Origin of the sequence: Streptomyces phaeofaciens (assembly GCF_014648915.1) — a bacterium.
Lineage (GTDB): Bacteria > Actinomycetota > Actinomycetes > Streptomycetales > Streptomycetaceae > Streptomyces > Streptomyces phaeofaciens.
The window spans coordinates 150,730-177,254 of the sequence record NZ_BMSA01000019.1 but is presented as its reverse complement, the minus strand read 5'-3'; the positions used below and the strand labels follow the sequence as shown (position 1 = coordinate 177,254).

The 26,525-nt window shown below is 73.6% G+C and carries 24 protein-coding genes and 1 other RNA gene; 12 read left to right on the top strand and 13 right to left on the bottom strand.

The features are described from left to right. Positions 1–81: 81 nt before the first annotated feature. A complete protein-coding gene (locus IE275_RS28975) occupies positions 82–240 on the bottom strand; it encodes a hypothetical protein (protein ID WP_189714458.1) in 159 nt (52 codons plus the stop codon). Positions 241–337: 97 nt separating this feature from the next. Further along, entirely contained in the window at positions 338–1,615 is a 1,278-nt protein-coding gene (locus IE275_RS28970; protein WP_189714456.1) for a hypothetical protein, read from the bottom strand. Between the two features lie 254 nt (positions 1,616–1,869). Between IE275_RS28970 and IE275_RS28965 the strand changes: the two genes are divergently transcribed. The 3 genes from IE275_RS28965 to IE275_RS28955 are packed head-to-tail and all read left to right on the top strand — an operon-like array spanning position 1,870 to position 4,904. After that, entirely contained in the window at positions 1,870–2,736 is an 867-nt protein-coding gene (locus IE275_RS28965) for a Nif3-like dinuclear metal center hexameric protein (RefSeq protein WP_189714454.1), read from the top strand. Then, positions 2,733–3,476: a zinc ribbon domain-containing protein gene (locus IE275_RS28960; RefSeq protein WP_189714536.1), complete on the top strand. Its 744-nt coding sequence runs from the start codon at positions 2,733–2,735 to the stop codon at positions 3,474–3,476. Before IE275_RS28965 ends, IE275_RS28960 begins: the two co-directional genes overlap by 4 nt. 12 nt (positions 3,477–3,488) lie before the next feature. Beyond that, positions 3,489–4,904 carry a bifunctional RNase H/acid phosphatase gene (locus IE275_RS28955; RefSeq protein ID WP_189714446.1) on the top strand — a complete coding sequence of 472 codons (1,416 nt, stop codon included), beginning with the start codon at positions 3,489–3,491 and terminating at the stop codon, positions 4,902–4,904. On the opposite strand, the gene eda is transcribed toward IE275_RS28955, so the two are convergent. Next, the gene (eda, locus tag IE275_RS28950; protein ID WP_189714444.1) at positions 4,876–5,544 is read right to left on the bottom strand and encodes a bifunctional 4-hydroxy-2-oxoglutarate aldolase/2-dehydro-3-deoxy-phosphogluconate aldolase; all 669 of its coding nucleotides are present in this window, start codon (positions 5,542–5,544) and stop codon (positions 4,876–4,878) included. The genes IE275_RS28955 and eda overlap by 29 nt on opposite strands. 105 nt (positions 5,545–5,649) lie before the next feature. Next, positions 5,650–6,432: a peroxide stress protein YaaA gene (gene yaaA / locus IE275_RS28945; protein WP_189714442.1), complete on the bottom strand. Its 783-nt coding sequence runs from the start codon at positions 6,430–6,432 to the stop codon at positions 5,650–5,652. Positions 6,433–6,529: 97 nt separating this feature from the next. On the opposite strand from yaaA, the gene IE275_RS28940 reads away from it, so the two are divergent. Next, a complete protein-coding gene (locus IE275_RS28940) occupies positions 6,530–7,963 on the top strand; it encodes an RNB domain-containing ribonuclease (RefSeq protein ID WP_189714440.1) in 1,434 nt (477 codons plus the stop codon). Here the strand turns inward: IE275_RS28940 and IE275_RS28935 are convergent. Further along, a complete protein-coding gene (locus IE275_RS28935; protein WP_189714438.1) occupies positions 7,914–8,516 on the bottom strand; it encodes a hypothetical protein in 603 nt (200 codons plus the stop codon). The two genes, IE275_RS28940 and IE275_RS28935, sit on opposite strands and share 50 nt — an antisense overlap. Further along, a complete protein-coding gene (locus IE275_RS28930; protein ID WP_189714435.1) occupies positions 8,513–9,265 on the bottom strand; it encodes a MerR family transcriptional regulator in 753 nt (250 codons plus the stop codon). Before IE275_RS28930 ends, IE275_RS28935 begins: the two co-directional genes overlap by 4 nt. A gap of 271 nt (positions 9,266–9,536) precedes the next feature. Here IE275_RS28930 and IE275_RS28925 point away from each other — a divergent pair, with 271 nt between their 5' ends. The 5 genes from IE275_RS28925 to rnpB all read left to right on the top strand — a co-directional run bounded on the left by IE275_RS28925 (position 9,537) and on the right by rnpB (position 13,244). Beyond that, positions 9,537–10,358 (top strand): TNT domain-containing protein, encoded by an 822-nt coding sequence (locus IE275_RS28925; RefSeq protein ID WP_189714433.1) that lies wholly within the window; start codon positions 9,537–9,539, stop codon positions 10,356–10,358. Between the two features lie 28 nt (positions 10,359–10,386). Further along, positions 10,387–10,794: a hypothetical protein gene (locus IE275_RS28920; protein ID WP_189714431.1), complete on the top strand. Its 408-nt coding sequence runs from the start codon at positions 10,387–10,389 to the stop codon at positions 10,792–10,794. A 132-nt stretch (positions 10,795–10,926) separates the two neighbouring features. Continuing rightward, positions 10,927–11,763 (top strand): AraC family transcriptional regulator, encoded by an 837-nt coding sequence (locus IE275_RS28915; protein WP_189714429.1) that lies wholly within the window; start codon positions 10,927–10,929, stop codon positions 11,761–11,763. A 19-nt stretch (positions 11,764–11,782) separates the two neighbouring features. Next, positions 11,783–12,769, top strand: a complete 987-nt coding sequence (locus IE275_RS28910; RefSeq protein ID WP_189714427.1) for a DMT family transporter — start codon at positions 11,783–11,785, stop codon at positions 12,767–12,769. A 70-nt stretch (positions 12,770–12,839) separates the two neighbouring features. Then, positions 12,840–13,244: RNase P RNA component class A (rnpB, locus tag IE275_RS28905), an RNA gene on the top strand. Positions 13,245–13,301: 57 nt separating this feature from the next. Here rnpB and IE275_RS28900 read toward each other — a convergent pair. The 3 genes from IE275_RS28900 to IE275_RS28890 all read right to left on the bottom strand — a co-directional run bounded on the left by IE275_RS28900 (position 13,302) and on the right by IE275_RS28890 (position 18,389). After that, positions 13,302–16,796: a hypothetical protein gene (locus IE275_RS28900; protein ID WP_189714425.1), complete on the bottom strand. Its 3,495-nt coding sequence runs from the start codon at positions 16,794–16,796 to the stop codon at positions 13,302–13,304. 62 nt (positions 16,797–16,858) lie between these two features. Next, positions 16,859–17,623 (bottom strand): SMODS-associated NUDIX domain-containing protein, encoded by a 765-nt coding sequence (locus IE275_RS28895; RefSeq protein WP_189714423.1) that lies wholly within the window; start codon positions 17,621–17,623, stop codon positions 16,859–16,861. A 223-nt stretch (positions 17,624–17,846) separates the two neighbouring features. Further along, a complete protein-coding gene (locus IE275_RS28890) occupies positions 17,847–18,389 on the bottom strand; it encodes a DoxX family protein (protein ID WP_189714421.1) in 543 nt (180 codons plus the stop codon). Between the two features lie 154 nt (positions 18,390–18,543). On the opposite strand from IE275_RS28890, the gene IE275_RS28885 reads away from it, so the two are divergent. After that, positions 18,544–18,870: a nuclear transport factor 2 family protein gene (locus tag IE275_RS28885; protein ID WP_189714419.1), complete on the top strand. Its 327-nt coding sequence runs from the start codon at positions 18,544–18,546 to the stop codon at positions 18,868–18,870. Between the two features lie 120 nt (positions 18,871–18,990). Here IE275_RS28885 and IE275_RS28880 read toward each other — a convergent pair whose 3' ends face one another. Together IE275_RS28880 and IE275_RS28875 are read right to left on the bottom strand one after the other, a co-directional pair. Then, positions 18,991–19,764 carry an ABC transporter ATP-binding protein gene (locus IE275_RS28880; RefSeq protein WP_189714417.1) on the bottom strand — a complete coding sequence of 258 codons (774 nt, stop codon included), beginning with the start codon at positions 19,762–19,764 and terminating at the stop codon, positions 18,991–18,993. A gap of 88 nt (positions 19,765–19,852) precedes the next feature. After that, on the bottom strand, positions 19,853–21,325 hold the full coding sequence (locus IE275_RS28875; RefSeq protein WP_189714414.1) for an ABC transporter permease: 1,473 nt from the start codon (positions 21,323–21,325) through the stop codon (positions 19,853–19,855). Between the two features lie 249 nt (positions 21,326–21,574). Between IE275_RS28875 and IE275_RS28870 the strand changes: the two genes are divergently transcribed. Further along, complete coding sequence (locus IE275_RS28870; RefSeq protein ID WP_229870672.1) at positions 21,575–22,711, top strand: D-alanyl-D-alanine carboxypeptidase family protein; 1,137 nt, start codon at positions 21,575–21,577, stop codon at positions 22,709–22,711. Between the two features lie 244 nt (positions 22,712–22,955). On the opposite strand, the gene IE275_RS28865 is transcribed toward IE275_RS28870, so the two are convergent. After that, on the bottom strand, positions 22,956–23,717 hold the full coding sequence (locus tag IE275_RS28865; RefSeq protein ID WP_189714410.1) for an SDR family oxidoreductase: 762 nt from the start codon (positions 23,715–23,717) through the stop codon (positions 22,956–22,958). Between the two features lie 158 nt (positions 23,718–23,875). On the opposite strand from IE275_RS28865, the gene IE275_RS28860 reads away from it, so the two are divergent. After that, entirely contained in the window at positions 23,876–25,534 is a 1,659-nt protein-coding gene (locus tag IE275_RS28860) for an alkaline phosphatase D family protein (RefSeq protein ID WP_189714408.1), read from the top strand. Here the strand turns inward: IE275_RS28860 and IE275_RS28855 are convergent. After that, positions 25,531–26,520 carry a small ribosomal subunit Rsm22 family protein gene (locus IE275_RS28855; RefSeq protein ID WP_189714406.1) on the bottom strand — a complete coding sequence of 330 codons (990 nt, stop codon included), beginning with the start codon at positions 26,518–26,520 and terminating at the stop codon, positions 25,531–25,533. The two genes, IE275_RS28860 and IE275_RS28855, sit on opposite strands and share 4 nt — an antisense overlap. Positions 26,521–26,525: the final 5 nt, after the last annotated feature.

The following is a 26,525-nucleotide window of genomic DNA, read 5'->3' as shown; positions in this document are numbered from 1 at the left end:
AGCAAGGAGAGAAGGCGGGACCCGGACATGCGAAGGGGCTCCGTCCGTCCTGTGGACGGGCGGAGCCCCTTCGGCGTACTGTCAGGCAGCCGCTTCGGTCTTGTCCTCGGCCGGCTTACGGTGCCTGCCGTGCGGAGCCGAGTCGCCGTCGTGGGACGAGACCTGGCCCCGGTGCCGGCCGTGACCGGCCGTCTCCTGGGAGTCGGCGGACAGCGGCTGCGTGGTGCTTGCGTCGCTCATCGGTTGAGTTCACCCCGTCAACATGATCTTTCTTTAACGCCGGGCGATTTTATCCAAAGCACCACGGGGCGAATCCAGGCGGCCACGCCAACCGCAGCTACTTCGTTACAAGCCGGTCGAGCGGTGCCTGTTGCAGGGGGACCGGGCGGGGTGCGGCCGGGGGGTCGGGGGCCGGGGCCGGCTCCTCGGACGGGGGCGGCGGGAGGACGATCGGCGGGCTCAGCCGCGCCACCCCGCAGGGCTCCGCCTCGGTGACGTACGGCAGCCGCAGCACCCCCTCCGGGGTCCACAGGCCGCTGCCCGCCAGCCAGCCCTGCGGTGCCGCGAGGTGGTGCAGCTGCCGTTCCGCCGGGCGCCAGCTGCCGACCCAGCTGCCGAAGGGGCCGTCGATGCGCAGGGCCACCGCGCAGGCCTCCGGGAGCAGGATCTGGCCGGGCTGGACCGCGAACGGTGTGAGCGTGCAGCCGGGCAGCCGCAGGGATTCCGGGAACCGGACCGGCAGGGTGCTGCCGAGGACCCCCCAGCCCAGCCGGGGCTCGCCGGGGGAGGGCGCGTCCGAGGAGATGATCAGCAGGCCGCTGTCCACGTCGGCGAGCAGGAGGCGGTCGTCGCTGTCCGCGGTGATCTGGAGCAGGGGGGAGACCTCGCCGCCGCGCTCCAGGTCCACCACCAGCGTCTTGGTCGGGCCGCCGGACTCGCGGTCCAGCGCGAGCATCCGGCCGGTCCGGTCCAGCCAGACGCCGCCCGAGCAACGGCCCGGGATCTCGGCGAGGTGCTCGGGCCCGAAGGTGCCGCCCGCCACGAGCCACACGGCGGTGGAGTACCGGCCGACGGCGAGGGCGTAGGCCCGCTGTCCGCACGGGGCGGGCGGCAGCAGCCGCAGCCGGGTGCCCTCGTCGGGGCACTCCACCGCGCCGAGCGGCAGCTCGCCGGTCTCGGGGCCGGTCGGGTACAGCAGGGAGAAGGCGTGCCGCCCCTGTGTGAACCGCCGGACCAGGACCCGCCCGTCGGCCATCGGCTGCACCTCCGTGCCGGGCTCCTCCGGCTGGTGCGCGGGCAGCGGCACGGCGTACGGCTCGGGGCCGTGGAGGGTCCAGCGCTCCGGGAACCAGGCGCCGGAGCGGGCGTCACGGGCGAGACGCGCGGCGTAGGAGCCGTCCGCGGTGATCACGCAGGGGGAGTGCGGGGCGGACTCCGCCGCCGGCCCCGCCGCCGTCTCCGGCCCGGCCCCCGCCGCTGCTTCCGCCCCCGCCCCCGTGTCCGCCCCCGCCCCCGTGTCCGCCTCCGCCTCCGCCTCGTCCGTGGCCTCTTCCGCCGCGTCCCTGGTCCCGTCCGCTCCGTCCGTCGCGGTGGGTTCGATCGCACAGGCCGTCATGGTTCGGTCACCTCCGGCGACGAAGCTAGTTTTCGTACGCGCGGGCGGGGGACCGCGTGGCGGGGGCTTCGCTCGTAAGAGTGGTGCAGAAGCGATTCGCCTGAGGCTGTGGCGGTGGCTGTGCCTCCCGCCCGGCCTCCCGCCCGGCACCCGCCCGGCCACCCGCCGGACCCGGCGTCCCGGGGCCGGCCCGCCCCGCCCCCCGACCCGACCGCATCGGCGCGGCCCCCGGAACGGCCAGGTAGCCTTGGCCCGTGCCCCGTCTGTCTGAAGTCATCGCCGCGCTGGAGAACCTGTGGCCCGCCGAACGGGCCGAGTCCTGGGACGCGGTCGGAACCGTCGTGGGGGAGCCGGACCAGGACGTCTCCCGGGTTCTGTTCGCCGTCGACCCCGTGCAGGAGATCGTCGACGAGGCCGTGAAGCTCGGGGCCGACCTGCTGGTGACCCACCACCCCCTGTATCTGCGGGGCACCACCACCGTCGCGGCCTCCACCTTCAAGGGCCGCGTGGTGCACACCCTCATCAAGAACGACATCGCGCTGCACGTCGCCCACACCAACGCCGACACCGCCGACCCGGGCGTGAGCGACGCCCTCGCCGGCGCCCTCGACCTGCGGGTCGTACGGCCCCTCGTGCCCGACGCGGGCGACCCCGCCGGCCGTCGCGGCCTCGGGCGGATCTGCGAGCTGGACCACCCGCTCACCGTCCGCGAGTTGGCCGCCCGCGCCGCCGAGCGGCTGCCCGCCACCGCGCAGGGCATCCGGGTGGCCGGCGACCCGGAGGCGGTCGTACGGACCGTCGCCGTCAGCGGAGGCTCCGGCGACAGCCTCTTCGACCATGTCCGCGCGGCCGGCGTCGACGCCTTCCTCACCGCGGACCTGCGCCACCACCCGGCGTCCGAGTTCCTCGCGGACCGCGCCGCCCACACTCCTCTCGCGCTGCTCGACGCGGCGCACTGGGCCACCGAATGGCCCTGGTGCGAGCTGGCCGCAGCCCAGCTCGACGAGATCTCCGACCGTCACGGATGGGACCTCAGGGTCCATGTCTCCCGCACGGTCACCGACCCCTGGACCGCCCACGCGGCGTCCGACCCGACGAAAACCTCTGGAGCCCCCAACTGAACGCCGAGCCCGCCGACCAGATCCGACTCCTCGACGTCCAGGCCCTCGACGTCCGGCTCCAGCAGCTCGCGCACAAGCGGAGGTCGCTGCCCGAGCACGCCGAGATCGAGTCGCTCACCAAGGATCTGACGCAGCTGCGCGACCTTCTCGTGGCCGCGCAGACCGAGGAGAGCGACACCGCCCGCGAGCAGACGAAGGCCGAGCAGGACGTGGACCAGGTGCGCCAGCGCGCCGCCCGCGACCAGCAGCGCCTCGACTCCGGCGCCGTCAGCTCGCCCAAGGACCTGGAGAACCTCCAGAAGGAGATCGTCTCCCTCGCCAAGCGCCAGGGCGACCTCGAGGACATCGTCCTGGAGGTCATGGAGCGCCGCGAGTCCGCGCAGGAGCGGGCCGCCGAGCTGACCGAGCGCGTCGGCGCCGTCCAGGGGAAGATCGACGACGCGACCGCGCGCCGGGTCGCCGCCTTCGAGGAGATCGACGGCGAGGCCGCCACGGTCACCAAGGAGCGCGAGGTCGTCTCCGGGGCCGTCCCCGCCGAGCTGCTCAAGCTCTACGACAAGCTGCGCCAGCAGCAGGGCGGCATCGGCGCGGCCAAGCTGTACGCGCGCTCCTGCCAGGGCTGCCGCCAGGAGCTGGCCATCACCGAGCTGAACGAGATCCGCAAGGCGGCGTCCGACACGGTCGTGCGGTGCGAGAACTGCGGCCGGATCCTGGTGCGTACGTCGGAATCCGGTCTGTAAGGGGTCTGCGGCGTGCGGGAGTTCATCGTCGAGGCGGACGGCGGGTCGCGGGGCAACCCGGGGCCCGCGGGCTACGGCAGCGTGGTGATCGACGCGGCGACGGGGGAGACCCTCGCCGAGCGCGCCGAGTACATCGGCGTCGCCACCAACAACGTGGCCGAGTACCGGGGTCTGGTGGCCGGCCTGCGCGCCGCCCGTGAGCTGGATCCGTCGGCCACGGTCCGCGTCCGGATGGACTCCAAGCTCGTCGTCGAGCAGATGTCGGGGCGCTGGAAGATCAAGCACCCCGACATGAAGCCGCTCGCCGCGGAGGCCGCGCGGGTCCTCCCGGCCGGCCAGGTCTCCTACGAGTGGATCCCGCGCGAGCGCAACAAGCACGCCGACCGTCTGGCCAACGAGGCCATGGACGCCGGCAAGCGGGGCGAGCAGTGGGATCCGGCGGCGTCACGGGCCGCCCTGGACACGTCCGCGGCCTCCCGGGCCCTTCCCGAGCCGTCGGGCCCGCCCGGGGACGCGACCGCGGGCGCGGCGAAGGCCCGTGAGGCACTGGCCCGGACACGGGACGCGGACGGCCCGGTGCCGGCCGCGGCGCGGAGCACGACGCCGACGCCGGCCCCGGAGGGCGCCACCACGGCCGCCACCGCGGCCGCCACCGCGGCCGCCACCGCGGCCTCCACCAGGCCCGACACCACCGCCGACGCCGACCTGCGTGCCGCCCGTACCCTCGCCGCCCCGTCCCACCGGGCGTCCGCGGCCCCGGCCGCCACGCCCTCCGTGGGCTGGGCCGCGCCCCCCGACCTCGGCGCCCCGGCCACCTTCGTGCTGCTCCGGCACGGCGAGACGCCCCTCACCCCGCAGAAGCGGTTCTCCGGGAGCGGCGGCAGCGACCCCTCCCTCTCCGACGTCGGCCGGGAACAGGCCGAGCGGGTCGCCGCGGCGCTCGCCCGGCGCGGGACCGTCCAGCACATCCTCGCCTCCCCGCTCGCCCGCACCCGGGAGACCGCCGGGGCCGTCGCCGCCCGGCTCGGCCTGGAGGTCACCGTCGAGGACGGGCTGATCGAGACCGACTTCGGCGCCTGGGAGGGGCTGACCTTCGGCGAGGTCCGCGACCGCCACCCGGACGACCTGAACCGCTGGCTCGCCGATCCGGAAGCCGAACCCACGGGCGGCGGCGAGAGCTTCGCGGCCACCGCGACCCGGCTCGCGGCCACCCGCGACAAGCTGGTCGCGGCGTACGCGGGCCGCACGGTCCTGCTCGTCACCCATGTGACCCCGATCAAGACCCTGGTACGGCTCGCCCTGGGCGCCCCGCCCGAGTCGCTGTTCCGGATGGAACTGTCGGCGGCCTCGCTGTCGGCGGTGGCGTACTACGCCGACGGCAACGCCAGCGTCCGCCTGTTCAACGACACGTCCCATCTGCGGCCCTGAGTCCGAGGGAGGCGGCGGCGCGCGCCAGGTCCTCGACCCGGGCCCAGTCCCGCGCCGCCACCGCCTCCGCCGGAACCATCCAACTTCCGCCCACGCAGCCGACGTTGGGCAGTGACAGATACTCCGCCGCATTGCCGGGACCGACCCCGCCGGTCGGGCAGAAACGGGCCTGCGGCAGAGGTCCGGCCAGGGACCGCAGATAGGCCGTGCCGCCCGCCGCCTGCGCCGGGAAGAACTTCATCTCCCGCACCCCGCGCTCCAGGAGCGCGACGACCTCCGAGGCGGTCGACACCCCCGGCAGACACGGCACACCGGACGCCCGCATCGCCGCCAGCAGGGTGTCCGTCCAGCCGGGGCTCACCAGGAACCGCGCGCCCGCCTCCACGCACGCCGTGACCTGCTCCGGCGCGATCACCGTCCCGGCGCCGACCACCGCCTGCGGCACCGCGTCCGCGATCTCCCGGATCGCGCCGAGCGCGGCCGGGGTGCGCAGGGTCACCTCGATGGCGGGCAGCCCGCCCGCCACCAGCGCCCGCGCCAGCGGTACGGCGTCGGCGGCGTCCCGGACGACCACCACGGGCAGGACGGGCGCGAGATCCAGCACGGAGGCGGCCGCGGCTGAGGGCAGAGGGGAGGCCATGCGCCTCATCCTGCCCGGGTGGTGCAGTCTGCGCAAAGGTCGTTGCACATGCTGCAATGCGCTCGGTGTCGTCACCCTGTGGTGCGGCCGCCGCGGGGGACCGGGTCAGTGCACCTCGTCCACCAGCACGTCCAGCGTCCACGGGGACCCCGCCCGCGCCGGCGTCCCCACCTCCACCACGTACCCCAGGTCCCGCAGCGCCTCCACCAGCTCCGCCGGCCCCTCGGGCGCGATCCCCGCCGTCAGCAGCCCCCGGACGATCCGCCCCTTCGTCGCCTTGTTGAAGTGGCTGACGACCTTCCGCGTCGGCGCGTGCAGCACACGCACGGTCGCCGTCCGCCCGGCCACCTCGCCCTTCGGCCGCCACGCGGCCGCGTACGCCGCCGACCGCAGATCCAGGACCAGCCCGTCCCCGGCCGCCTCGGGCAGCACGGCCGCCATCGGCGTACGCCAGTGCGCGCCCAGCGCCCCCAGACCGGGCAGCTTCACCCCCATCGAGCAGCGGTACGACGGGATGCGGTCGGTCACCCGGACGGCGCCCCACAGCCCCGAGAACACCAGCAGGGAACGGGCGGCCCGCTTCTTCGCGGCCGCGTCCAGGGAGGCCAGACCCAGGGCGTCGTACAGGACACCCGTGTAGATCTCCCCGGCCGGACGCGCGCCCGCCGTGCGCAGCTCCGTGTTCTTCCCGACCTCGCCGCGCAGCCCCTCGCTCAGCCCGAGCACCTCGCGCGCCTTCTCCTCGTCGCCCGCGCACAGCTCGACCAGCTCGCCGAGGACCGCGTCACGGGCGGCGGCCAGCCCCGGCAGGGACAGGGCCTCGGGCTTCAGCGGGGCGCCACGACCGGAAGCGGCCTTGCCTTCGGACGGGGGCAGCAGGACGAGCACGCGGAATCTCCTTCGGACAACGCTCAACGACGGCCGGTCAGGGCACTGGACAGCGTACGGCGTGCCGCCTCCCCGCCCGCGTCCTACGCTCGCTGGTATGCCCCGCCGCCCCCTCCGCGTGACCGGTGCCCCCGAAGCGCCCCTCCGGGCCGCCCTCGCCTCGCTGCGCACCGAACTCGGTGTGCCGCTCGCCTTCCCGCTCGGTGTGCTGGCCGAGGCGGAACGGGCGGCCAAGGCGCCGGCGCTCCCGGACCACGACGCGACCGACATCCCCTTCGTCACCGTGGACCCGCCCGGCGCCGACGACCTCGACCAGGCGCTGCACCTGGCCCGGCACGGCACCGGCTACCGCCTCCGGTACGCCATCGCCGACGTCGCCGCCTTCGTCGTACCCGGCGGACCGGTGGACGTCGAGGCGCACCGCCGGGTGACCACCCTCTACTTCCCCGACGGCAAGATCCCGCTGCACCCGGCCGTCCTCAGCGAGGGCGCCGCCAGCCTGCTCCCCGGCCACGACCGGCCCGCCGCGCTGTGGACCCTCGACCTCGACGCGGACGGCCGTACCGTCGCCGTCGACGTCCACCGCGCCCTCGTCCGCAGCCGGGCCAGACTCGACTACCCCGACGTACAGCGGCGGATCGACGCGGGGACCGCGGAGGAGCCGCTGCGGCTGCTGGCCACCGTGGGGCGGCTGCGGGAGCGGCTGGAGGAGGAGCGCGGCGGGATCTCGCTGAACGTGCCCGAGCAGGAGATCGTCGAACACGACCGGGCCTACGCACTGACCTACCGCGCCCCGCTGCCCGCCGAGGGCTGGAACGCCCAGCTCTCCCTGCTCACCGGGATGGCCGCCGCCGACCTGATGCTCGCCTCCGGCACGGGCGTCCTGCGCACCCTGCCCACCGCCCCCGACGGCGCCGTCGGCCGGCTGCGGCACACCGCGCACGCACTGCGCATCGACTGGCCGCACCACGTCTCGTACGCGAGGCTCATCCGCTCCCTCGACCCGCACGAACCCCGTCACGCGGCCTTCCTCCAGGAGTGCACCACCCTGCTGCGCGGCGCCGGCTACACGGTCTTCCGCGACGGGCGGCTCCCCGAGATCACCACCCACTCCGCCGTCGCCGCGCCCTACACCCACTGCACGGCCCCGCTGCGCCGGCTCGTCGACCGCTACACCACCGCCCTGTGCCTCGCCGCCGTCGCCGGCGAGGCCCCGCCCGACTGGGTGCCGGCCGCGCTGGACGCGCTGCCGAAGGAGATGGCGGAGGGCGGGCGGCGCGCGGCCGCCGTCGAGCGGGCCTGCGTCGACACCGTGGAGGCCGCCCTGCTCGGGGGCCGGGTGGGGGAGGAGTTCGACGGCTGCGTCGTCGACGTGGACGAGCGCCGGCCCACCGTCGGCACCGTCCAGCTGGAGTCCCCGGCCGTCATCGGCCGCATCGACGGCGACCCCCTGCCCCTCGGCGAGCGGCTGCGCGTCCGCCTCACCGAGGCCGATCCCGCGGGACCGACGGTCCGGTTCGTGCCCGCGTGACGGCACCGGCCAGCGCGCGGGCGTCGTCGGCGTGCAGCCGGATCAGGGTGATCTCCCGGCGGCGGCCGAGGAACGTGACCTGGGTGACCGGCCCGGTGAGTTCGAGCGTGACGGTGGTCTGCGAGCCGACCGGCAGGTTCAGCTCACCGGCGGCGCGCTCGTGCGTGGTGCGCGTCTCCCGGCGGACGGCCGCGATCCGGTCCAGCGGGACCCGTAGATCGACATGGACGGCCCGGCGGACGCGCAGGACGTCGTCGTACAGGACGTGCGGGCGGACCGCCGACGCCGCGTACAGGCCGGCCACGACGAACAGCGTGTAGAGGTCCAGGACCAGCACCACCCGGTGCGCGGCGGGCCACTGGCGCAGCAGCACGGACATCGTGAACGTCTCGACGGCGCACACGAACCCGAACCCGGCCATCACCGCGCCCTGCCCCCGCGCGTACCCGAACGCCCGCCCGTCCCCGACCCCGTGCGGCCGCCGGGCCGCCCACCGCAGCAGGCTCGCGAACAGCCGCAGCTCGTGCCGGACGAGGGCCGCCGCCGTTCTCATGTCCCCTCCGCGAGGATGCGCAGCGTCCGGCGGATCGCCTCCGCCTGCGCCGGGGCGAAGTCCGCGTACAGCGCCCGCAGGAAGCTGTTGTCGTCATCGACGACCCCCGCCTCGGGGAGCAGCTCGCGCGGGGTGCACTCGGCGAGCCGGCGAGCGGCCGTCTCCACCCGGGGGTCGTCCGGGCCGGCGTCGGCGAGCGCGTCGAGCAGCGCGTACGCCTCGTTGGCGTGGGCCACCGCCTCCGGCGAGGCCACGACCGCGCCCACCACCGTCAGCAGCCGCTCCCGCTCCTCGGGGCTCGCGGCCGTCTCGATCAGCGCGAGCACCTCACGGTCCCGGGCCGCCATCGGGGAGTCGCTCAGCTCGGCCGCCGTCCGCGCGAACAGGGCGGCCAGCTCGGGCGAGACCGGGCCCTCGGCGGGCAGCTCCTCCACGTCCAGCAGCTCCCGCAGCCGGGCCCGGCGCTCCCGGATCGCCCTCTCCTGCCGGGCCAGATCCTCGTCCAGCTCGGTCAGCACCTCGACGAGGTCCTTCCCGGCGTCGTCCGCGAGCACGTCCCGCACCTCCGCCAGGCCCAGACCCAGCTCGGTCAGCCGCCGGATCCGGGCGAGGGTGACGGCGTGCCGCAGCGAGTAGTCGCGATAGCCGTTGGCGCGCCGCTCGGGCTCGGGCAGCAGCCCCAGGTGGTGGTAGTGCCGGACGGTCCGCGTGGTCACGCCGACGGCCTCGGCGAGTTCTCCGATCCGCATGTCTCCAGTAGAAAGCCTGACGTCGCGGCAGGGTCAAGCGCGGGCCGGCGACGCGGACGTGGACCTGTGCCGGGGGCAGGCCCGGGGGCGGTCGGGCCCGGGGCGGGAGGGCCGCAGCCGCCTCTGGCGAACGAGTGGCGGGCGAGCCCGTTCGGCCCGCCCGTGTTGCTGCGCCCCGGCGGGACTTCTGTGATGGATCAGGGTGCTCCTGACGCCCCGTGGACTCGATCTTTCGGAGGCATCAGTGGCAATCCGTCGATGGTGTGCGAGCGTGGCCGCGACGGCCGGCCTTGCCGGTTCCCTTCTGCTCAGCGCTCCCGCGTCCGCTGCCGTGGACATGCGGACGTCCCCCGCCGATCGCTCCCTGACACCGGCGGTCGCCGCCCCGCCGCCGGCGTCCGACCGGGCGGCCGACGGGGGCAAGCAGGGGCAGCAGAACCGCCGGCCCGGGGCGGACGGCGAGAAGACGCGCTGCCTCGGGCTGGTGCCGTCGCCCTACCCCTACGCACACACGGAATTCGTGTGCAACGACTGGCGGTTCGGCCCGGCGAGGCTGCCGCGCACCGGGGTCCTGGGCGGCATCCTGAGCGGCTACAACCGGTTCGGCCCCCTCACCCCGGTGGAGTTCCTCAACAAGTGGTGGAACCCGACTGGGGACTTCGGCCAGGGCGACTGGAAGTACAGCCTGGTTCCGGACAACGGCTTCGCCCATGACAACAGCGGGAATGTCCTCGCGGCTGAGGTCACCCTCCACCCCGGCCAGCTGCTGGACCGCTTCGGCAATGAGTTCGGCAAGTTCCTCTCGCCGGCCGGCGCCAAGTACGGGGAACGCTCGATTCCGCCGTCCGGTCTCAACACCGAGGACGCGCGGTACCCCTACAACTACCACCTGTACCGGGTGAAGAAGGACACCGTCGTGTGTGCCGGGCCTACCGCACCGGCATTCGAGCAACCTGGCCAGGGCGTGCAGTACGTGACCTCGGTCGCGTACAAGACACCGTACTGCCCGAATGTGCAGCCCCCCGCCCTGGATGTGCCCGGCGCGACAGTGAACACTCTGGTGCGCAGCGGCAATCTGGAGCGGGTGAACTGAGCGCTGGGGGACAGGGCAGGATCGGGACATGGACCGTCACCAGCTGTGCGAGGCGCTGAGCGCGGCCGGGGTCCCGGCGGGGCTGTACGAGATCGCCGACTGCCCCGGATCCCCCGGCTGCCCCAGGCCGGAGGACCGCCTCTACCTGGAGAAACAGGCGGGTGAGTGGGTGATGGGCGTTCAGCAGCGGGGCATGCGCACGGTGCTGGAGCGATTCCCTGACGAGGACCAGGCCTGCCGCAGCCTCTACGCCGAGCTGACCGACGGGGGCCCACCGCCCTCGCCGCTCACACCCGAGGAGACCGAGGAACTGCTGCACGACAGCGAGGGCATCCAGCGCCGTGCCCGCGAGCAGCTGGCGCGGGCGCTGGAAGCCGCCCGACAGCCACCGCGGGGCGATGCCGGACAGCACGCCCGAGACGATCCGGGCCGCTGACCGTACGACGAGGTCCGCAGCCCGCCCATGGCTGCGGCCCTTCCGGGGCCGGGGGATGCACGACCCGCGGATCGGGGCATGGAATCGGGCCCGTAGGCGTTCCACCCTGAGGAACACAGCAGGGGGTGCGGGATGAGCGGCGTGGGCCGTGAACAGGCGTTGTGGACGAGAGCCCGGCTGGGCCGCTGCGGTCCGCCCCTCGACCTGCTGACCGCCCGCTTCGACCGGCACGTCTACGCCCCGCACGCCCATGACGAGTACACGGTCGGCGTCTGCGTCGGCGGCTCCGAGATCATCGACTACCGGGGCGGCCACATCCGCAACGGCCCCGGCGCCATCGTCGTCCTCGCCCCGGGCGAGATGCACACCGGCGGGCCCGCCACCGACACCGAGGGCTACGCGTACCGCGCCCTGTACGCCGGCCCCGCCCTGCTCGCCGAGGGCACCCTCGGCGGCCTGCCGCACTTCCGCGAACCGCTGATCGACGACCCCGAACTCGCCGCCGCGCTGCGCGCCGCCCACACCGACCTCAGCACCTGCCCCGACCCGCTGGAGGCCGAGTCCCGGCTGCCCTGGCTGCTCACCGCCCTGGCCCGCCGCCACTCCACCGCCCGCCCCGCCGACGACCGGGTGCCCGGCGCCCACCGCATCGCCCGCACGGTCCGCGACCGCCTCGCCGACGAACTCCTCGCACCCCCCGGCCTCGCCGACCTCGCCGCCGACCTGGGCCTCTCCCGCTACCAGCTCCTGCGCGCCTTCCGTGCGACGGTGGGGATCCCCCCGTACGCCTGGCTCGCCCAGCACCGGGTCACCCGCGCCCGGGGCCTGCTGGAGGCCGGACTGCGCCCGGCGGAGGTGGCACCCCTGGTGGGCTTCGCCGACCAGGCCCATCTGACCCGCTGGTTCCGCCGCGTGCTCGGCGTGACCCCGGCGGCCTACCGCAACAGCGTTCAAGACACCCGGCACTGACGGGACCGACACTCGCCGTATGACTGCACGCGGCTGGTTTCTGTTCTCCCTGATGGGAGTGGTCTGGGGCATCCCCTATCTGCTGATCAAGGTGGCGGTGGAGGACCTCTCCCCGTCCATGGTGGTGTTCACGCGCTGTGCGCTGGGCGCCCTGCTCCTGCTCCCCTTCGCGATCCGCCAGGGCGGCCTGGTCCGGACCGTGCGGGCGCACTGGGCGCCCATGCTGGCCTTCGCGTGCATCGAGATCATCGGCCCCTGGTTCACCCTGACCGACGCCGAACGCCACCTGTCCAGCTCCACGGCGGGCCTGCTGATCGCGGGCGTCCCGATCGTCGGCGTCCTGGCGGCCCGCTTCCTCGGCGACGCGGAGGTCCTGGGCGCACGCCGGATCACCGGCCTCGCCCTGGGGCTGGCCGGCGTCGGCGTCCTCACCGTCCCGCACCTGACGGGAGGGGACGTGAAGTCGCTGGGCGAGGTGCTGCTCACGGTCGTCGGCTACGCCACGGCCCCCCTGATAGCCGCCCGCCGGCTCAAGGACGTCCCCACCCTCCAGCTCATCGTCCCCTGCCTGACCCTGGCGGCCCTGGTCTACGCCCCCGCGGCGGCGGCGACCTGGCCGGCGCAGACGCCCGCCCCCTCCGTCCTGGCCGCCCTCGCCGCCCTGGGCGCCGTCTGCACGGCGGTGGCCTTCGTCGCCTTCCTGGAACTGATCAAGGAGATCGGCCCCACCCGCTCCACGGTCATCACCTACGTCAACCCGGCGGTCGCGGTGGCAGCGGGCGCCCTGTTCCTGGACGAGCCCCTCACGGCGGGCATCCTGGCCGCCTTCGCCCTCATCCTGGCGGGCTCGGTCCTGGCGACGGCGGGCGGCGCGGGCGGGAGGCGGCCCGGGGGCCGCCGGGCCGCCGGCGAGTCCGAGGGCCGGACCACGGGCGGGCCGGCGGACAGCACGGACGACCGAACCGACGACCGAACCGAGGGCCGGACCGAGGGCCGGGCTCTCTGAACGGCCGCGGTCTGAACGGCCGCGGTCCGGAAGAAGGGCGCACGCCCGGTACCATGGTCGACACGGCAGACGAGCCGGGCGGACGGCCGCGTGGAGTCCCCTTAGGGGGCTTCCCGAGGAACGTCCGGGCTCCACAGGGCAGGGTGGTGGCTAACGGCCACCCGGGGTGACCCGCGGGACAGTGCCACAGAAAGCAGACCGCCGGGGACCTCGGTCCTCGGTAAGGGTGAAACGGTGGTGTAAGAGACCACCAGTGCCCAGGGTGACCTGGGCAGCTAGGTAAACCCCACCTGGAGCAAGGTCAAAAGGAGCGCCGTGAAAAGCGCTCTGCGCGGACGTTCGAGGGCTGCCCGCCCGAGTCCGCGGGTAGACCGCACGAGGCCGGTGGCAACACCGGCCCTAGATGGATGGCCGTCTCCCCGGCCGCCGCGAGGCGACCGGGCGACAGAACCCGGCGTACAGCCCGACTCGTCTGCCCTCAGAGCTCCGACCCGGCCCCTGGGCCCGGCCGGAGCTCTTTTCCGTCCCCCGGTCACCCGGGCAGCAGGCCGTCCAGCCGTGCGGCGATGTCCCGTAGTTCCTTCTCGGTCGCCGTGTCGGCGCAGTGCCGCAGGAGGGTCTGGGCGTGGGTGAGGCGGCGCCCGGACCAGCGGCGGGAACCCGTCGACGCCGGATTCGAGGTGGCGTCCGTGGGCCCGGCCGTCAGGTGCTCCGTCAGGAAGACCGCCCTGACCAGGGCGAACGCCTGGTACGCGGGGAGTACGTCGGCGGGGGCGACCGTGGCCGGGTGGCCCAGGGCCGTGAGTTCGTCCAGGTACACCCGGCACAGGGCCTCGCGGTCCGGCCAGTCGCTGTCCTTCAGGTTCAGCGCCGCGTGGTCCTCGATCAGCTGCGCCACCTCGTAGAGCAGCGGCAGACGGCCGTGCGGTTCGAGGTCCAGGGCGACCACGTCGCCGGTGTCCGTGATCAGCCAGTTCTCGGCGTGCGCGTCCCTGCCGGGCAGGGCCTGTGTGCACCTGGGGGTCGCGGCGGCCCACTGCTGCGCCAGGCCGGTGGCGTCGGGGACGTGGAGGCGGCCGGCCCGCTTCGCGAGCTCGGCGACGACCGGTGCCAGGACCGCCGGCCCGCCGGGGCCCGGGTCCGTGATCCCGCTCGACCACACATGGATACGGGCGAGGTACCGCAGCGCGTACGTCACCCTGTCGAACGGGGACCGGCCTCGGCCCTCGTACGCGTCGGCGATGACGCCGGCGAGGCTCCGGCCCACGGCGCGGCGGGAGGCGAGTGCCGTGTCCGGGGGCGGTTGCCGCTCGCTGGACCACCCGGCCGGCAGGTCCACCAGGGCCAGCACCTCGGGCAGCCGCATCCAGTGGGGAGCGCCGGTGTCTCGCAGGTACCGCCGCAGGGATCCCAGACGGTCCTGTTCGGTCTCCGCCTCGGACCGGTAGGTCGGCTTCAGTACCAGGGTCGTGGACAGGAGCCGGTGCGGGTCGTCGAGCACGAAGGTCTTCGACCGCCCGCCGAGGACCGCCTGCCGGAAGGCCCGGGAGTGGACGGCCGTCCGGGCCGCCCGCTCGTGGAGCCGGCCCTGGTCACCGGCGCGCACGGCCTCGTGGAGGTGTTCCGCGTCCGCGGCCGTGACCTCGGACACCGTCGCCCCGTCCGTCTCCCACGGCGGCTTCGCCGTCGACCGGACGGCGGCCGGCGCGCCCGCCATGTCGGCGAGTTGCAGCAGCGGCCAGGGCCAGTCCGGGGACAGGACGCAGGCCTGGAGCGCCAGACCGACCGCCGTGGTGAACTCCTCGGGTGCCCGGGTCGATCGCCAGAGCCTGTGGTGGCCGGCCGCCGAGACGCTGAGGTTCTCCCGGGACCGGTCACCCGCCTCGCGGGCCCCCGCCTTGAGCGCGAGCGCGGTGCGCAGGTCGTGCTCGCCACCGGCGCGGGCCAGGCGCAGATACGCGTCACCCAGCATGCCCTGGACGTTGCCCGCGGCGTCGCCGTCCGCGAGGGCCGTCTCGAACCAGCCGACGGCTTCCCGCAGATGCGTGTCGTCGCGGGTCAGCGCGTGCAGGCGCAGACAGGTCTCGCCGAGATGGCTGGCCACGCGCCCACGGACCAGCGGCCGTTCGCCGGGTGCGGGCGCCGTTTCCCCGGAGGCCGGCGGTACGTCGGTCCCGGCGGCCACGGGATCGGTCGCGGCCGGCTCGTCGAGGCACACCAGCAGGACGTCCCGCGCCTCGTGCAGGAGCAGGGCGGCGGCCTCCGACGCCCCTTCGTCGGCGAGCAGGGCCTTGGCGTGGTGCAGTGCCGCCCTGCCGAGACCGAACTCGATGCTCCGGCGGCGCTCGGTCGCCTCGACGACGGCATCGCCGAAGCAGGCGTAGGCCCGGGCGAGCAGGTTCTCCGGTGCGGCCTCGGGCACGTCCGCCGACCGGCACAGGCGGTCCAACTGGCCGTACAGCATGCCCAGTCGGGTGGACAGCCAGGACCGGTTGTCCCGGTGCGCCGTCTCCCGCAGGTCGTGCAGGGTGGCCAGCGCGGCACGGATCCGCGTGAGGTCCTCGGCCGCCTCGCCCAGCGCGATGAGCAGCCGGGCCGACTGCACGAGGGGCACGGCCGACAGCAGATCGGCCGGCTCCGCGGCCAGCAGGGCGTCGAGTCTCGTCCGCACCTCGGCCGGGTCGGGGGCGGACGCGTCGTCCGGTTCCGGGATCTCCTCGGACGATGTCTCCGTCCACGGCCAGAGCCCGCGCAGGGCGGCGGCCCGCCACAGTTCGCCGGCCAGGCGGTGCCGCTCCTCGGGGAGCACGCCAGGGGTGGCCGCGCAGACGCCGTGCGCCTCCTCGGCGTGCGCGTGCGCCGCGGCGAAGTCCCGGGCGCGGTACAGGTACAGGCCGAAGTCGAGGAGCGCGGAGGGGAAGGCGGAGCCTTGGACCGGGTTGTGGTGGGTGGCGCTCCAGCGCAGGTCGTCGAGTGCGGACGCGTAGTGCTCGCGGGCTTCGTCGGTCCGCTTGAGCGCCTGGAGGCTGCGGGCGATGCCCGCGCGGGCGACTCCGTGGTTGTGGCGCAGCATGACGAGGCGGGCGGGGTGCTCCTGTCCGGTGGCCTGTTCCCGCGCGTGACGGAAGTGGTCGAGGGCGTGCTCGTACGCCCCCAACGCGGCGGTTCGGCGGGCGAGCACCGGGTCCGGGTCGGCGGGCTCGGGCTCGGTCGCGGGCTCGGTGCCCGGTGCGAGCGCGGCGCTCTCGCCGGGCGGCGGCCCGTCCTCGCCGTGCGTCACCGACTGGGCCTTGCGCAGGTGCAGTTCGCCGAGCGCGCACAGCCAGGCGAAGTTGTCGTCGACATGGGCCCGTGCGCGTTCGACGAGCCGGTCGGCCTCGTCCCACGTGCCGCCGGTCTCCGCGGGGTCGGGGGCCAGCCGGTAGAGCACCTCCAGCAGGAACGCGAAGTGTTCCGGGCTGGTGTCCCCGCGTTCCTCGGCGAGCCGGAGGTCGACCCGCGCACCTCGCAGCAGCGGGAAGGGGTCCGGGTCCTGACGGGCGAGGACGAGACGGGTGACCCCGCGCATCCCCCGCCAGATGCAGCCCGGCCGGCCGCCCGCCAGATGGCCGTCGTTCGGCTCGACGACGTCCCAGCAGCGCAGGGCCTCCATGAGCATCGGGCGGACGAGGTCTCCCCGCCCCCGGCCCATCAGTTCCTTGGCGTGCTGGTAGAGCGAGCCCGCCAGGAACAGGTGCACGTGGCACCAGGTCGCCTTCCAGCGCAGGGTGCCCAGGTGCCGCTGGAGCACGGCGGCGCCGGGCCTGAGCGCGTGGCGCACCGCGAGGCAGACGACGACCGCGCTGTCCGGGGCGAGGGCGGTGTTGTTGTAGGCGGCGTTCCAGACCTCGGCGACCGTGGTGGCCGAGGTCCGCGGGTCCAGGAGCCGGGCGAGGAGTCCCTCGTCCAGGGGGGCCATGGCCCGGCCGAGCAGGTCCGGTGTGAGATCGATGTTGAGGCCGGTGGCCTCGGCGTGGAGAAGGGCCAACGGGTCAGCGTTCAAGGGGATGTTGCCTCTGTACGTTGCGGGAGGGGCCGGTCGCGGCGCGGTCAGCGCACGGGCTGGATGTCGCCGTTCTCGCGGCGGTCCCCGATGAGGAAGGCGGACTGGGGAAGGACCTGATGGAGGCCGGACCGGCCGCGGACGATGTCCTGCCGGGTCGCACCGATCACATGGGCGCTCTCCGGCGTCCCGGCCAGGGCGAGCAGCGCCGTGCGCAGTTCGGTCGCCTCGGGGCGGTCGAGCAGCAGGTCGTACACCTCGATGAACCGGATCTGCCGGTAGTCCTCACCGGGGACGACCTTGAACGGGCCGTCGACCACTCTGCGCAGCAGCGAGAAGCTCACGGCCCCGGCGAGCGGGGCCAGTTCGGGGTGGCCGACCTCGCCGAGTTCCTCGACGATCTCGCGGCGCAGGCACTCCGTCGAAGGCTCCCGGCCCGCGCCGTGGTGCAGCCAGCGGGCGAAGCCGGGAATCGACGCGGCTCTGAGGAAGCCCCTCAGGTCGTGCTTCATCGTGTCGTGGGTACGGCTCTCGGGTTCGAAGCCGAGTTTCTCGAGGCGGGCCCGGTCCGTGTCGTGGTACTTCACGACTCCGCCGGGCGGTCCGAACCCGCTCGGCCGGGTGGGGGAGTCGAAGAGGACGTAGTGGTCCTCGTCGTGCAGGCGCAGGAGCACGGCCACCGACACCCGCATCCGACGGCGGGGCGTGAGGAGCAGTCTCAGCAGGGACAGCTGACGGCGGTTCCGCAGAACGATCCGGCCGATGTATCCGAGCAGCGTCACGGCGACACCGACCACGATCTTCTCGATCACGCAACCCCCCGAAGGACCCGATGGTCCAGGAGGCTATGGCCTGAGGTTGGCGGAGTCGGTGGAATCCTTGATTCCTCGCCCGATCGGGTGATCCTGCGTCGATCCCGGCCCCGACGACCGCCTCACCACCGGTCCCGGATGCCAACGGTCCCGGACGCCACCCGTCCCACATGCCACCCGTCCGGACAAGCCCCCCGCCCGGACAACCACCCCACCCCACCCCTCAGTCGAACAACGCCTCCTGCTCCCCCTCCTCCCGCTTCCGCAGGCGGCGGTTCCGCATCCCGACCACCACCGCCGTGACCGCCGCCGTCACGCCGAGGGCGGTGGGGACCATCCAGCGCTGGTCGACGGTGTGGCCCAGGGCGTGGTCCAGGGAGAGGCGGCCGGGGCCGGTGATGGCGAGGCCGGCGGCGGTCAGGCCCAGGGTGGCCGCGTACTCGTAGCCGCCCTCCGCGTTGAAGAAGCCGTTGGGGGCGTGGACGGCGGACGCGCCTGCCATCGCGCCGGCCGCCGCCGAGCCCGCCGCCGGGGTGGCCAGGCCCAGCGCGAGCAGGGTGCCGCCGCCGGCCTCCGCCAGGCCCGCCGCGGTGGCGCTGGCCTTGCCGGGGGCGTAGCCGATGGACTCCATGAACTGGCCGGTCCCTTCCAGGCCGTGGCCACCGAACCAGCCGAACAGCTTCTGTGTGCCGTGCGCGACGAGCACTCCGCCGGCGCCGAGCCGGAGCAGCAGCAGGCCGATATCACGTCGGTCGTAACAGGTCACGGTGACTCCATGGGCAGAGGACAGGCGGAGGACGGGCGGAGGACGGAAGGGGACACCCCACGTGTCTCCACCGTCGCACCTTCCCCGCCGGACCAGCCCCTCCTGGGCGCCGTTCGGGTGGCGGGGGCCGGGAGGCGGTGTGAGGCTGGCCCGTATGACGATCCAGACCGGAAAACTCACCGACCCGGCCGTCCGAGCCTTCGTCATCGCCGTCAACGCCCATGACGAGGGCGGCTTCAAGAGCCTGCTCGCCTCGGACGCGACCATGTCGGACGACGGTTCCGACCGTGACCTCGACCAGTGGATCGACCAGGAGATCTTCGCCTCCCGGGGCCACATGGAGGTCGTCAAGGAGTCCAACGGCGGCCGTGACCTCGTCGTCGACTACCGCAACGACACCTGGGGCGAGATGCGCACCCGGTGGCACTTCGACGTCACGGACGACGGTCACATCGCGCGGTTCGAGACCGGCCAGGCGTAGCGCGCACAGGGGCCGCTCACCGTCGTCCCCGGTGAGCGGCCCCTGTGCGGCGTGCCCGAGGGCCCGCGTGCCCGCGTGCCCGACGTTCTCCCGAGCGGGTGTGCCCGCGTGCCCGTGGGCTCAGTACCCCTGGACGCCGTAGCCCTGGTCGCCGTAACCCTGTGTGCCCTGCTCGGCGTACGGCTGCTGTTGCCGCTGCCGGGGGTACGCCTGCCCGGCGCCCTGTTCGGTCAGCGTGATCAGGCCCGCCTTGATGGTGGCCAGACGAGGGGCCTTCTTCGCGATCGACGAGTCGTGGGTGACCATGATGAAGGTCAGCCCGTACTCGTGCCACAGGCCTTCCAGCAGGCCCATGATGTCGTCGCGGGTGCCCTCGTCGAGGTTGCCGGTCGGCTCGTCGGCGAGCAGCACCTTCGGCTTCTTGACCAGCGCGCGGGCGATCGCGACGCGCTGCTGCTGACCGCCCGACAGCTCCGACGGCGCGTGGCTCAGCCGCTCGCCCAGGCCCACCGAACGCAGCGCCTCCGCCGCGCGTTCGCGGCGTTCCGCCGGCTTCACGCCGAGCGGGACGAGGGCGGTCTCGACGTTCTCCTGCGCGGTGAGCGTCGGGATGAGGTTGAACGACTGGAAGATGATGCCGATCTTCTCCGCGCGCATCCGGGTCAGCTTCGCCTCGCTGATGCGGGCGAGGTCGACGCCGTCCAGTTCGACGCTGCCCTCGGACGGGCGGTCCAGGCCGCCGATCATCTGGAGCAGCGTCGACTTGCCGCCGCCGGTGGGGCCCTGGATGGCGAGCTGGTCGCCGTCCTCGATGGTGAGGTCGATGCCGCGCAGCGCCTCGACGGTCTCCTTGCCCCGTGTGTAGCGCTTGGTGACGCCGGTCAGTCTGTACATGGGTAGCTCCGTAGCCGTGTGGAGTGAAGAAGAGGGGCGGGGCGCCGCCTCCGGGGGGAGTGGAGGCGGCGCCCCTGCTGGAGGGGGGTTACGACACGCTGCGCAGCGCGTCCGCCGGACGCATCCGGGACGCCCGCCAGCCGCCCATCGCACCGGCGATCAGGCCGCCGGCCACCGCCAGGCCCACCGCGAGGGCGATGGTGGTGACGGAGACGGGGGCGGAGAGGGCGATCTCCATCGTGTTGGACGCCGACTGCTGGCCCGGGCCGCCGCCCCCGCCGGGGCCGCCGCCCATGCCGCCGCCACCGCCGGTGCTGCCCATCTCGGCCGTGAGGGTGGGGCTGATCGCGGTCACCGTGTAGGCGGCCGCCAGGCCGAGCGCGATACCGAGGGCGCCGCCGAGCAGGCCGTTGACCATGGACTCGCCGACGACCTGCCGGGTCACCCGGCGGCTCGGCCAGCCCAGCGCCTTCAGGGTGCCGAACTCACGCACCCGGCGGGACACCGCCGAGGAGGTGAGCAGCGCGGCCACCAGGAACGCGGCGGCGAGCACGGCGATCGACAGCCACTTGCCGACGCTGGTGGCGAGGTTCGAGGCGGTGGAGAGCGAGCCGGAGACGGTCTCGGCCAGGTCGGCGGAGGTCGTCACCGTCGTACCGGAGATGTTCTTCTGGATGGTCGCCTTGACGCTGTCGATCTGCTTCGAGTCGGTCGCCTTGACGTAGATCGTGGTGACCTGGTTCTTGGCGTCGGCGAGGGTCTGCGCCTGCTTCAGCGGCAGGTAGACGTCGGTGGTGGACTCGCTGCTCTCCGGCGTCGCGATACCGATGATCTTGTACTTGGTGCCGGAGACCTTGAAGGTCTTGCCGACCTTGTACGAGTTCTCCTTGGCGTACGACTTGCTGACGACCGCGACCTTCGCGTTGGTCTGCGCCGAGGTGAACGTCTTGCCCGACGTGATCTTCGAGCCGGCCAGCGGGCCGAGGTCCTGGTTCGTGACGTCGACACCGGCCACGGAGTAGGAGTTCACGTCGAAGGAGGCGCCGCCGCCCTGTACCTGCGGGGCCGCGGTGGAGCCGCTGCCCTGGCCGCCGCCGGGGCCGCCCTGGTCGCTGCCGCTCCCGCCGGTGGAGGACTGCGCCTTGCCCTGGGTGAAGGAGCCGTCGACCTTGGTGACGTTCAGGGTGAGCGCGCCGACCGCGGCCGCCACACCCTTCTGGTCGGCGACCTTCGTCACCAGCGAGGACTTCAGGGCCTGACCTCCCTGTGTCATCACCCGGTCCGAGCTCTGCTCGGTGTCGTCGTCGTTCGACTTGGCGTCGAACTCGAATCTCGGCTGACCGGAGCTGTTGCCGGTGGGCGCCGTGCGTGCCTTGGTGACCGTCATGTCGGTGCCGAGGCCGTACAGCGACTGCAGGACCTTGTCCTGCGCCTGCGTCATACCGGCCGACACCGAGTTGACGGTGATGACCAGCGCGATACCGAGCGCCAGACCCAGAGCGATGACCAGGGCCGCCTTCTTGCGCCGGCCCAGCTCGCGCTTGAGATAGATGCCAAACATCCCGTTCCTCGAAGGTTCTTGGCGCCCGCTGTGGGCGCGGTGCCCAAAAACTAGGGAGAAACCTTTGAGCCCGACTGAGTAAAAGATGTGTAAGGACTGAGAATGAGGAGCGATTCCGGGCGCCTGGATCAGAATTCCGTCAGACAGCTCATTCCTAAGCTGTCGAGGGGGTTTTCCCAGGTGAAAGGGGTTGGCTGGTCGTGGATCTCGGTGTGTGGAGCCCACAGGATCCCCTTGTACGGTCCCGCCGTGCACGCATTCTCACGCCCTTCCCGGCGGTCCCTGCTGTCCTTCACCGCGCTCGCGCCCTTGGCCCTTGCCGCTCCCGCGGCCGCCACGACGGGCACGGTGATCGGTGGCGCCCGGCTCGCCCGTGACGGCGTCCAGGCGGCTCTTCCCTCCGGCCTGCCGAAGAAGCTCACCGCCCGCGCCTGGCTGCTCGCCGACCACGACAGCGGCACGGTGCTCGCCTCCTACCGCGCGCACCGGCGGCTCGCGCCCGCCTCCACCCTGAAGATGCTGTTCGCGGACACCCTGCTGGCCAAGTTCGAGCGCACCGAGCGCTACACCGTCACCGCCGCCGACCTCGCCGACATCCCCGCCGGCTCCAGCCTCGTCGGCGTCAGGCCCGGCCTCACCTACACCGTCGAGCAGCTGTGGCAGGGCGTGTTCCTGCGCTCAGGCAACGACGCCGTGCACGTCCTCGCCCTGATGAACGGCGGGGTCGCGCGGACCGTCGCCGAGATGCAGGCGAAGGCGGCCGACCTCCAGGCCCTCGACACGCGGGTGGTCAGCCCCGACGGCTACGACCACACCGGCCAGCTGTCCTCCGCCTACGACCTCACCCTGTTCGCCCGGCACGGCCTGAGGGACGCCGACTTCCGCGCCTACTGCGGCACCAGGGCCGCCGACTTCCCGGCCGGGGGCGGCAGGACCTTCCGGATCGAGAACACCGACCGGCTGCTTTCGGGGACGTACGGGGTGACGCCGTACAAGGGCGTGATCGGGGTGAAGAACGGCTACACCAGCCATGCCGGCAACACGTTCACCGGTGCCGCCACCCGTGGCGGGCGGACCCTGCTGGTCACCGTGCTGCATCCGGCCAGCGGCCACAACGCGGTCTACGAGGAGACGGCGGCGCTGCTCGACTGGGGCTTCGGCGAGGGGAGTTCGGCACAGGGGGTGGGGGCGCTGGTGGAGCCGTTGAGTGAGCGCGAGGCGAGCGCGTCACCGTCGGCGGGCCCGGTGGAGGCGGCGACGGTGACGACGCAGCACGGCGGTGGCTGGGGCGGGGCGGCGGGCGCCGGGGGAGCGGCGGCGCTGCTGGCGGCCGGGGCGTACGCCCTGCGCCGGCGCCGTGCGGGGCGCGGTCCGTCGGCGGACTGATGGTGCGGCAGCCGTCCCACGGCCCCGGTGCGTACCTCGCGGTCCCATGCGAGGTCCACCCCCACCCGGTGCTGTGGGACGGCTGCCCTCCCCCCTCGGTGTGGCCCAGGGAGCGGAGTGCTCACGCCCCAAGTGTGAAGTTCTTGTGGAGGAGAGTTGAGCATAAGTCCGCTACCGGCCGCAATGGTGCGGATGGCCAAATTCCGGTTGTGTAGGTTGAGGGGTTGACGATCCGGGGTCCGCCTCAGCCGCGCCCGATGTACGGCATCGCCGTCGCCAGGACCGTCGCGAACTGCACGTTCGCCTCCAGCGGCAGTTCCGCCATGTGCCGCACCGTGCGCGCCACGTCGGCGACGTCCATCACCGGTTCCGGCGCGATCTCGCCGTTGGCCTGGAGCGCGCCCGTCTGCATCCGGGCCGTCATGTCGGTGGCCGCGTTGCCGATGTCGATCTGCCCGACCGCGATGCCGTACGCCCGCCCGTCCAGGGAGAGGGACTTCGTCAGCCCGGTCAGGGCGTGCTTGGTCGCCGTGTAGGGCGCCGACAGCGGGCGGGGCGCGTGGGCCGAGATCGAGCCGTTGTTGATGATGCGTCCGCCGCGCGGCTCCTGCTCCTTCATCTGCCGGAACGCCTCCTGCGCGCACAGGAACGCCCCGTTGAGGTTGGTGTCGACCACGTGCCGCCAGGCGTCGTAGGGGAGTTCCTCGAACGGCACGCCGCCGGGCCCGAACGTCCCGGCGTTGTTGAACAGCAGGTCCAGCCGACCGAAGCGGTCGCGTACGGCGGTGAAGAGCGCCGCGACGTCCTCCGGGCGCGAGACGTCCGTCCGTACGGCGAGACTCGCGCCCTCGGGCACCAGTGCGGCCGTCCCCTCCAGGGTCGCGGCCCGCCGCCCCGCCAGCGCCACCGACCAGCCCGTGCGCAGCAGTTCCACCGCCACCGCGCGGCCGATGCCCGACCCCGCGCCCGTGACCACCGCGACCTTCGTGTTCCTCAACGCGTCCATGGGTGCGCAGCGTACGGCAGGCCGGAAGTCGTTGTCCGCCATGCGGAACATGCCGGTCCGTCATCCGACTGTTGTGTACGCGCCAACCGAGTGACGCTCCCGTGTCGCTCCCGGCCACTCCAATGCCTCCTGCATCCATTTCTCAGGGGAGGACCGGAATGACACCCGCAGCACGCCAGTCCCCGCACGCCCCCGAACTCCGCGAAGCCGCCCGGCGGTCCCCCAGAGGGGGTGCCCCCAGCCGCCGCCGCTTCCTCACCGTCACCGGCGCCGCCGCCGCACTCGCCTTCGCCGTCAACCTGCCGGCCGCCGGCACCGCGGCCGCCGCCGAACTCGACCCCGCCCGCATCACCGACGACCCCTTCACCCTCGGCGTGGCCTCGGGCGACCCCCTGCCCGGCTCCGTATTGCTCTGGACCCGCCTCGCCCCCGCCCCGTACCAGCCCGACGGCGGACTGCCCGCCGAACGCGTCGCCGTCCACTGGGAACTGGCCCACGACGAGAACTTCCGGCGGGTCGTCAGACGCGGCACGGCCACCGCGCACCCCGAGTTCGACCACACCGTCCATGTCGAGGTCGGCCACCTCGCCCCCGGCCGCGTCTACCACTACCGCTTCCGCACCGGCGCCTGGACCAGCCCCGCCGGCCGCACCCGCACCGCGCCCGCCCCGCACGCCAGGACCTCGGCCCTCACCCTCGCCGCCGTCTCCTGCCAGGCCTACGCCGACGGCTACTACACGCCCTACGCCCACCTCGCCCAGGACGACGTCGACATGGTCTTCCACCTCGGCGACTACCTGTACGAGTACGCGATCAACGCGACCGGCAACAACCGCAACTACACCGACCGCACCCTGCCCGACGTGTTCAACCGCGAGACGGTCACCCTGGAGGACTACCGCCTGCGGTACGCCCTCTACAAGTCCGACCCCGACCTCATGGCCGCGCACGCCGCGCATCCCTTCGTCGTCACCTGGGACGACCACGAGACCGAGAACAACTACGCCGACGACACCCCCGAAAATGACGTCCCGCCGGAGGAGTTCCTGCTGCGCCGCGCCGCGGCCTACCGCGCCTACTGGGAGAACCAGCCGCTGCGCCGGCCGCACCTTCCCGACGGCCCCGACATGCGCCTGTACCGCCGCCTCCACTGGGGCGACCTCGCCCAGTTCGACGTCCTCGACACCCGCCAGTACCGCTCCGACCAGGCCTACGGCGACGGCGCGCAGCTGCCAGGACCCGACATCGACGACCCGGCACGCACCATGACCGGCGCCGGCCAGGAGCGCTGGCTCCTCGACGGCTGGCGCGCCTCACGGGCGCTGTGGAACGTCGTCCCGCAGCAGGTCACCTTCTCCCAGCGGAAGCTGGACCTGAACCCGGTCGCCAAACTGTCCATGGACGCCTGGGACGGCTACCGCGCCTCCCGCCGCCGCGTCCTGGACGGCGCGCGGGCGGCCGGTGTCGACAACCTGATGGTCCTCACCGGCGATGTGCACGTCGGGTACGCCTTCGACATCAAGGACGACTTCGACGACCCGGACTCCCGCACGCTCGGCACCGAGATCGTGGCCACGTCGATCGCCAGCGGCCGCAACGGCGCGGAGAAGCCCGCGAACTGGAACACCTACCTGACCGCCAACCCGCACCTGCGGTTCTACAACGGGCAGCGCGGCTACGTCACCGTCGCCCTCGCCCGCGACCTCGCCCGCGCCGACTTCAAGACCGTCCCGTACGTCACCACCCAGGGCGCCCCGATCGGCACGGCCGCGTCCTTCGTGACCAGGGTCGGCGACCAGGGGCTGGAGCCGGCCTAGGAACCCTCCGGCGGCCAGGCGTCGCCCCAGTCGGCGTTTCGGGCCGCCTTGTACAGGTCGCCGTGTTTCTTCGTCACCGTCGTCCGCTCCAGCAGCTCCTCGGCCCCGCACAGGTCGAGGAGCACCTGGCCCTTGCGGATCTGCGGCCGCCGCACCACCCGGGAGGGGGCGGGGGAGACGGGGAAGCGGGCGGCGGCGACGTAGGAGAACTTCTCGTCCTCGTACGGCAGCGAGCCGCCCTTGACCTGGCGGTGCAGGGAGGAGCGGCTGACCCGCGCGGAGAAGTGGCACCAGTCCGTGCCGGGCACGATCGGACAGGCCGCGCTGTGCGGACAGGGCGCGGCGATGCGGAAACCGGCGGCGACCAGCCGGCCGCGGGCCTCGATGATCCGGGCGTAGCCGTCCGGGGTGCCCGGTTCCACGATCACCACGGCCCGCGCGGCCGCCGCGGCGGCGTCCACCAGAGCGGCGCGGTCGCTGGCGGCCAGCTCGTTCAGCACGTACGAGACGGTGACCAGGTCGGTGCTCTCCAGCTCCAGCGACGAGCCGATCCGGGCGCGCTGCCAGCGCACGTCCCTCAGGGCCGGGTTCGCGGCGGCGACCTCACGGCCCAGCGCCAGCGCCGGCTCCGACCAGTCGAGGACGGTCACCGGGCGCGTCCCCGCCCAGGTCGCGCCGACCGCCCAGGTCGCCGCGCCCGTGCCGCCGCCGACGTCCACATGGCTGCCCGGCGTCCAGTCCGCCGCCGCGTCCGCGAACGCCTCCAGCGCCGACCGCACCGCCTCGAAGGTCGCCGGCATCCGGTACGCGGCGTACGCGGCCACGTCGGCGCGGTCGCGCAGGATCGGGGCGTCGGTGGGGGTGGCCCCCCGGTAGTTGGCGATGAGCCGCTCCACGGCCTGCGCGGCCTGGCGGGGCGGGAGGCCGTCGAGGAGCTCTCCGAGGGCGGCGCGGAGGGTCTCGGCGGTGGATACGGAGACGTTCACCCGGT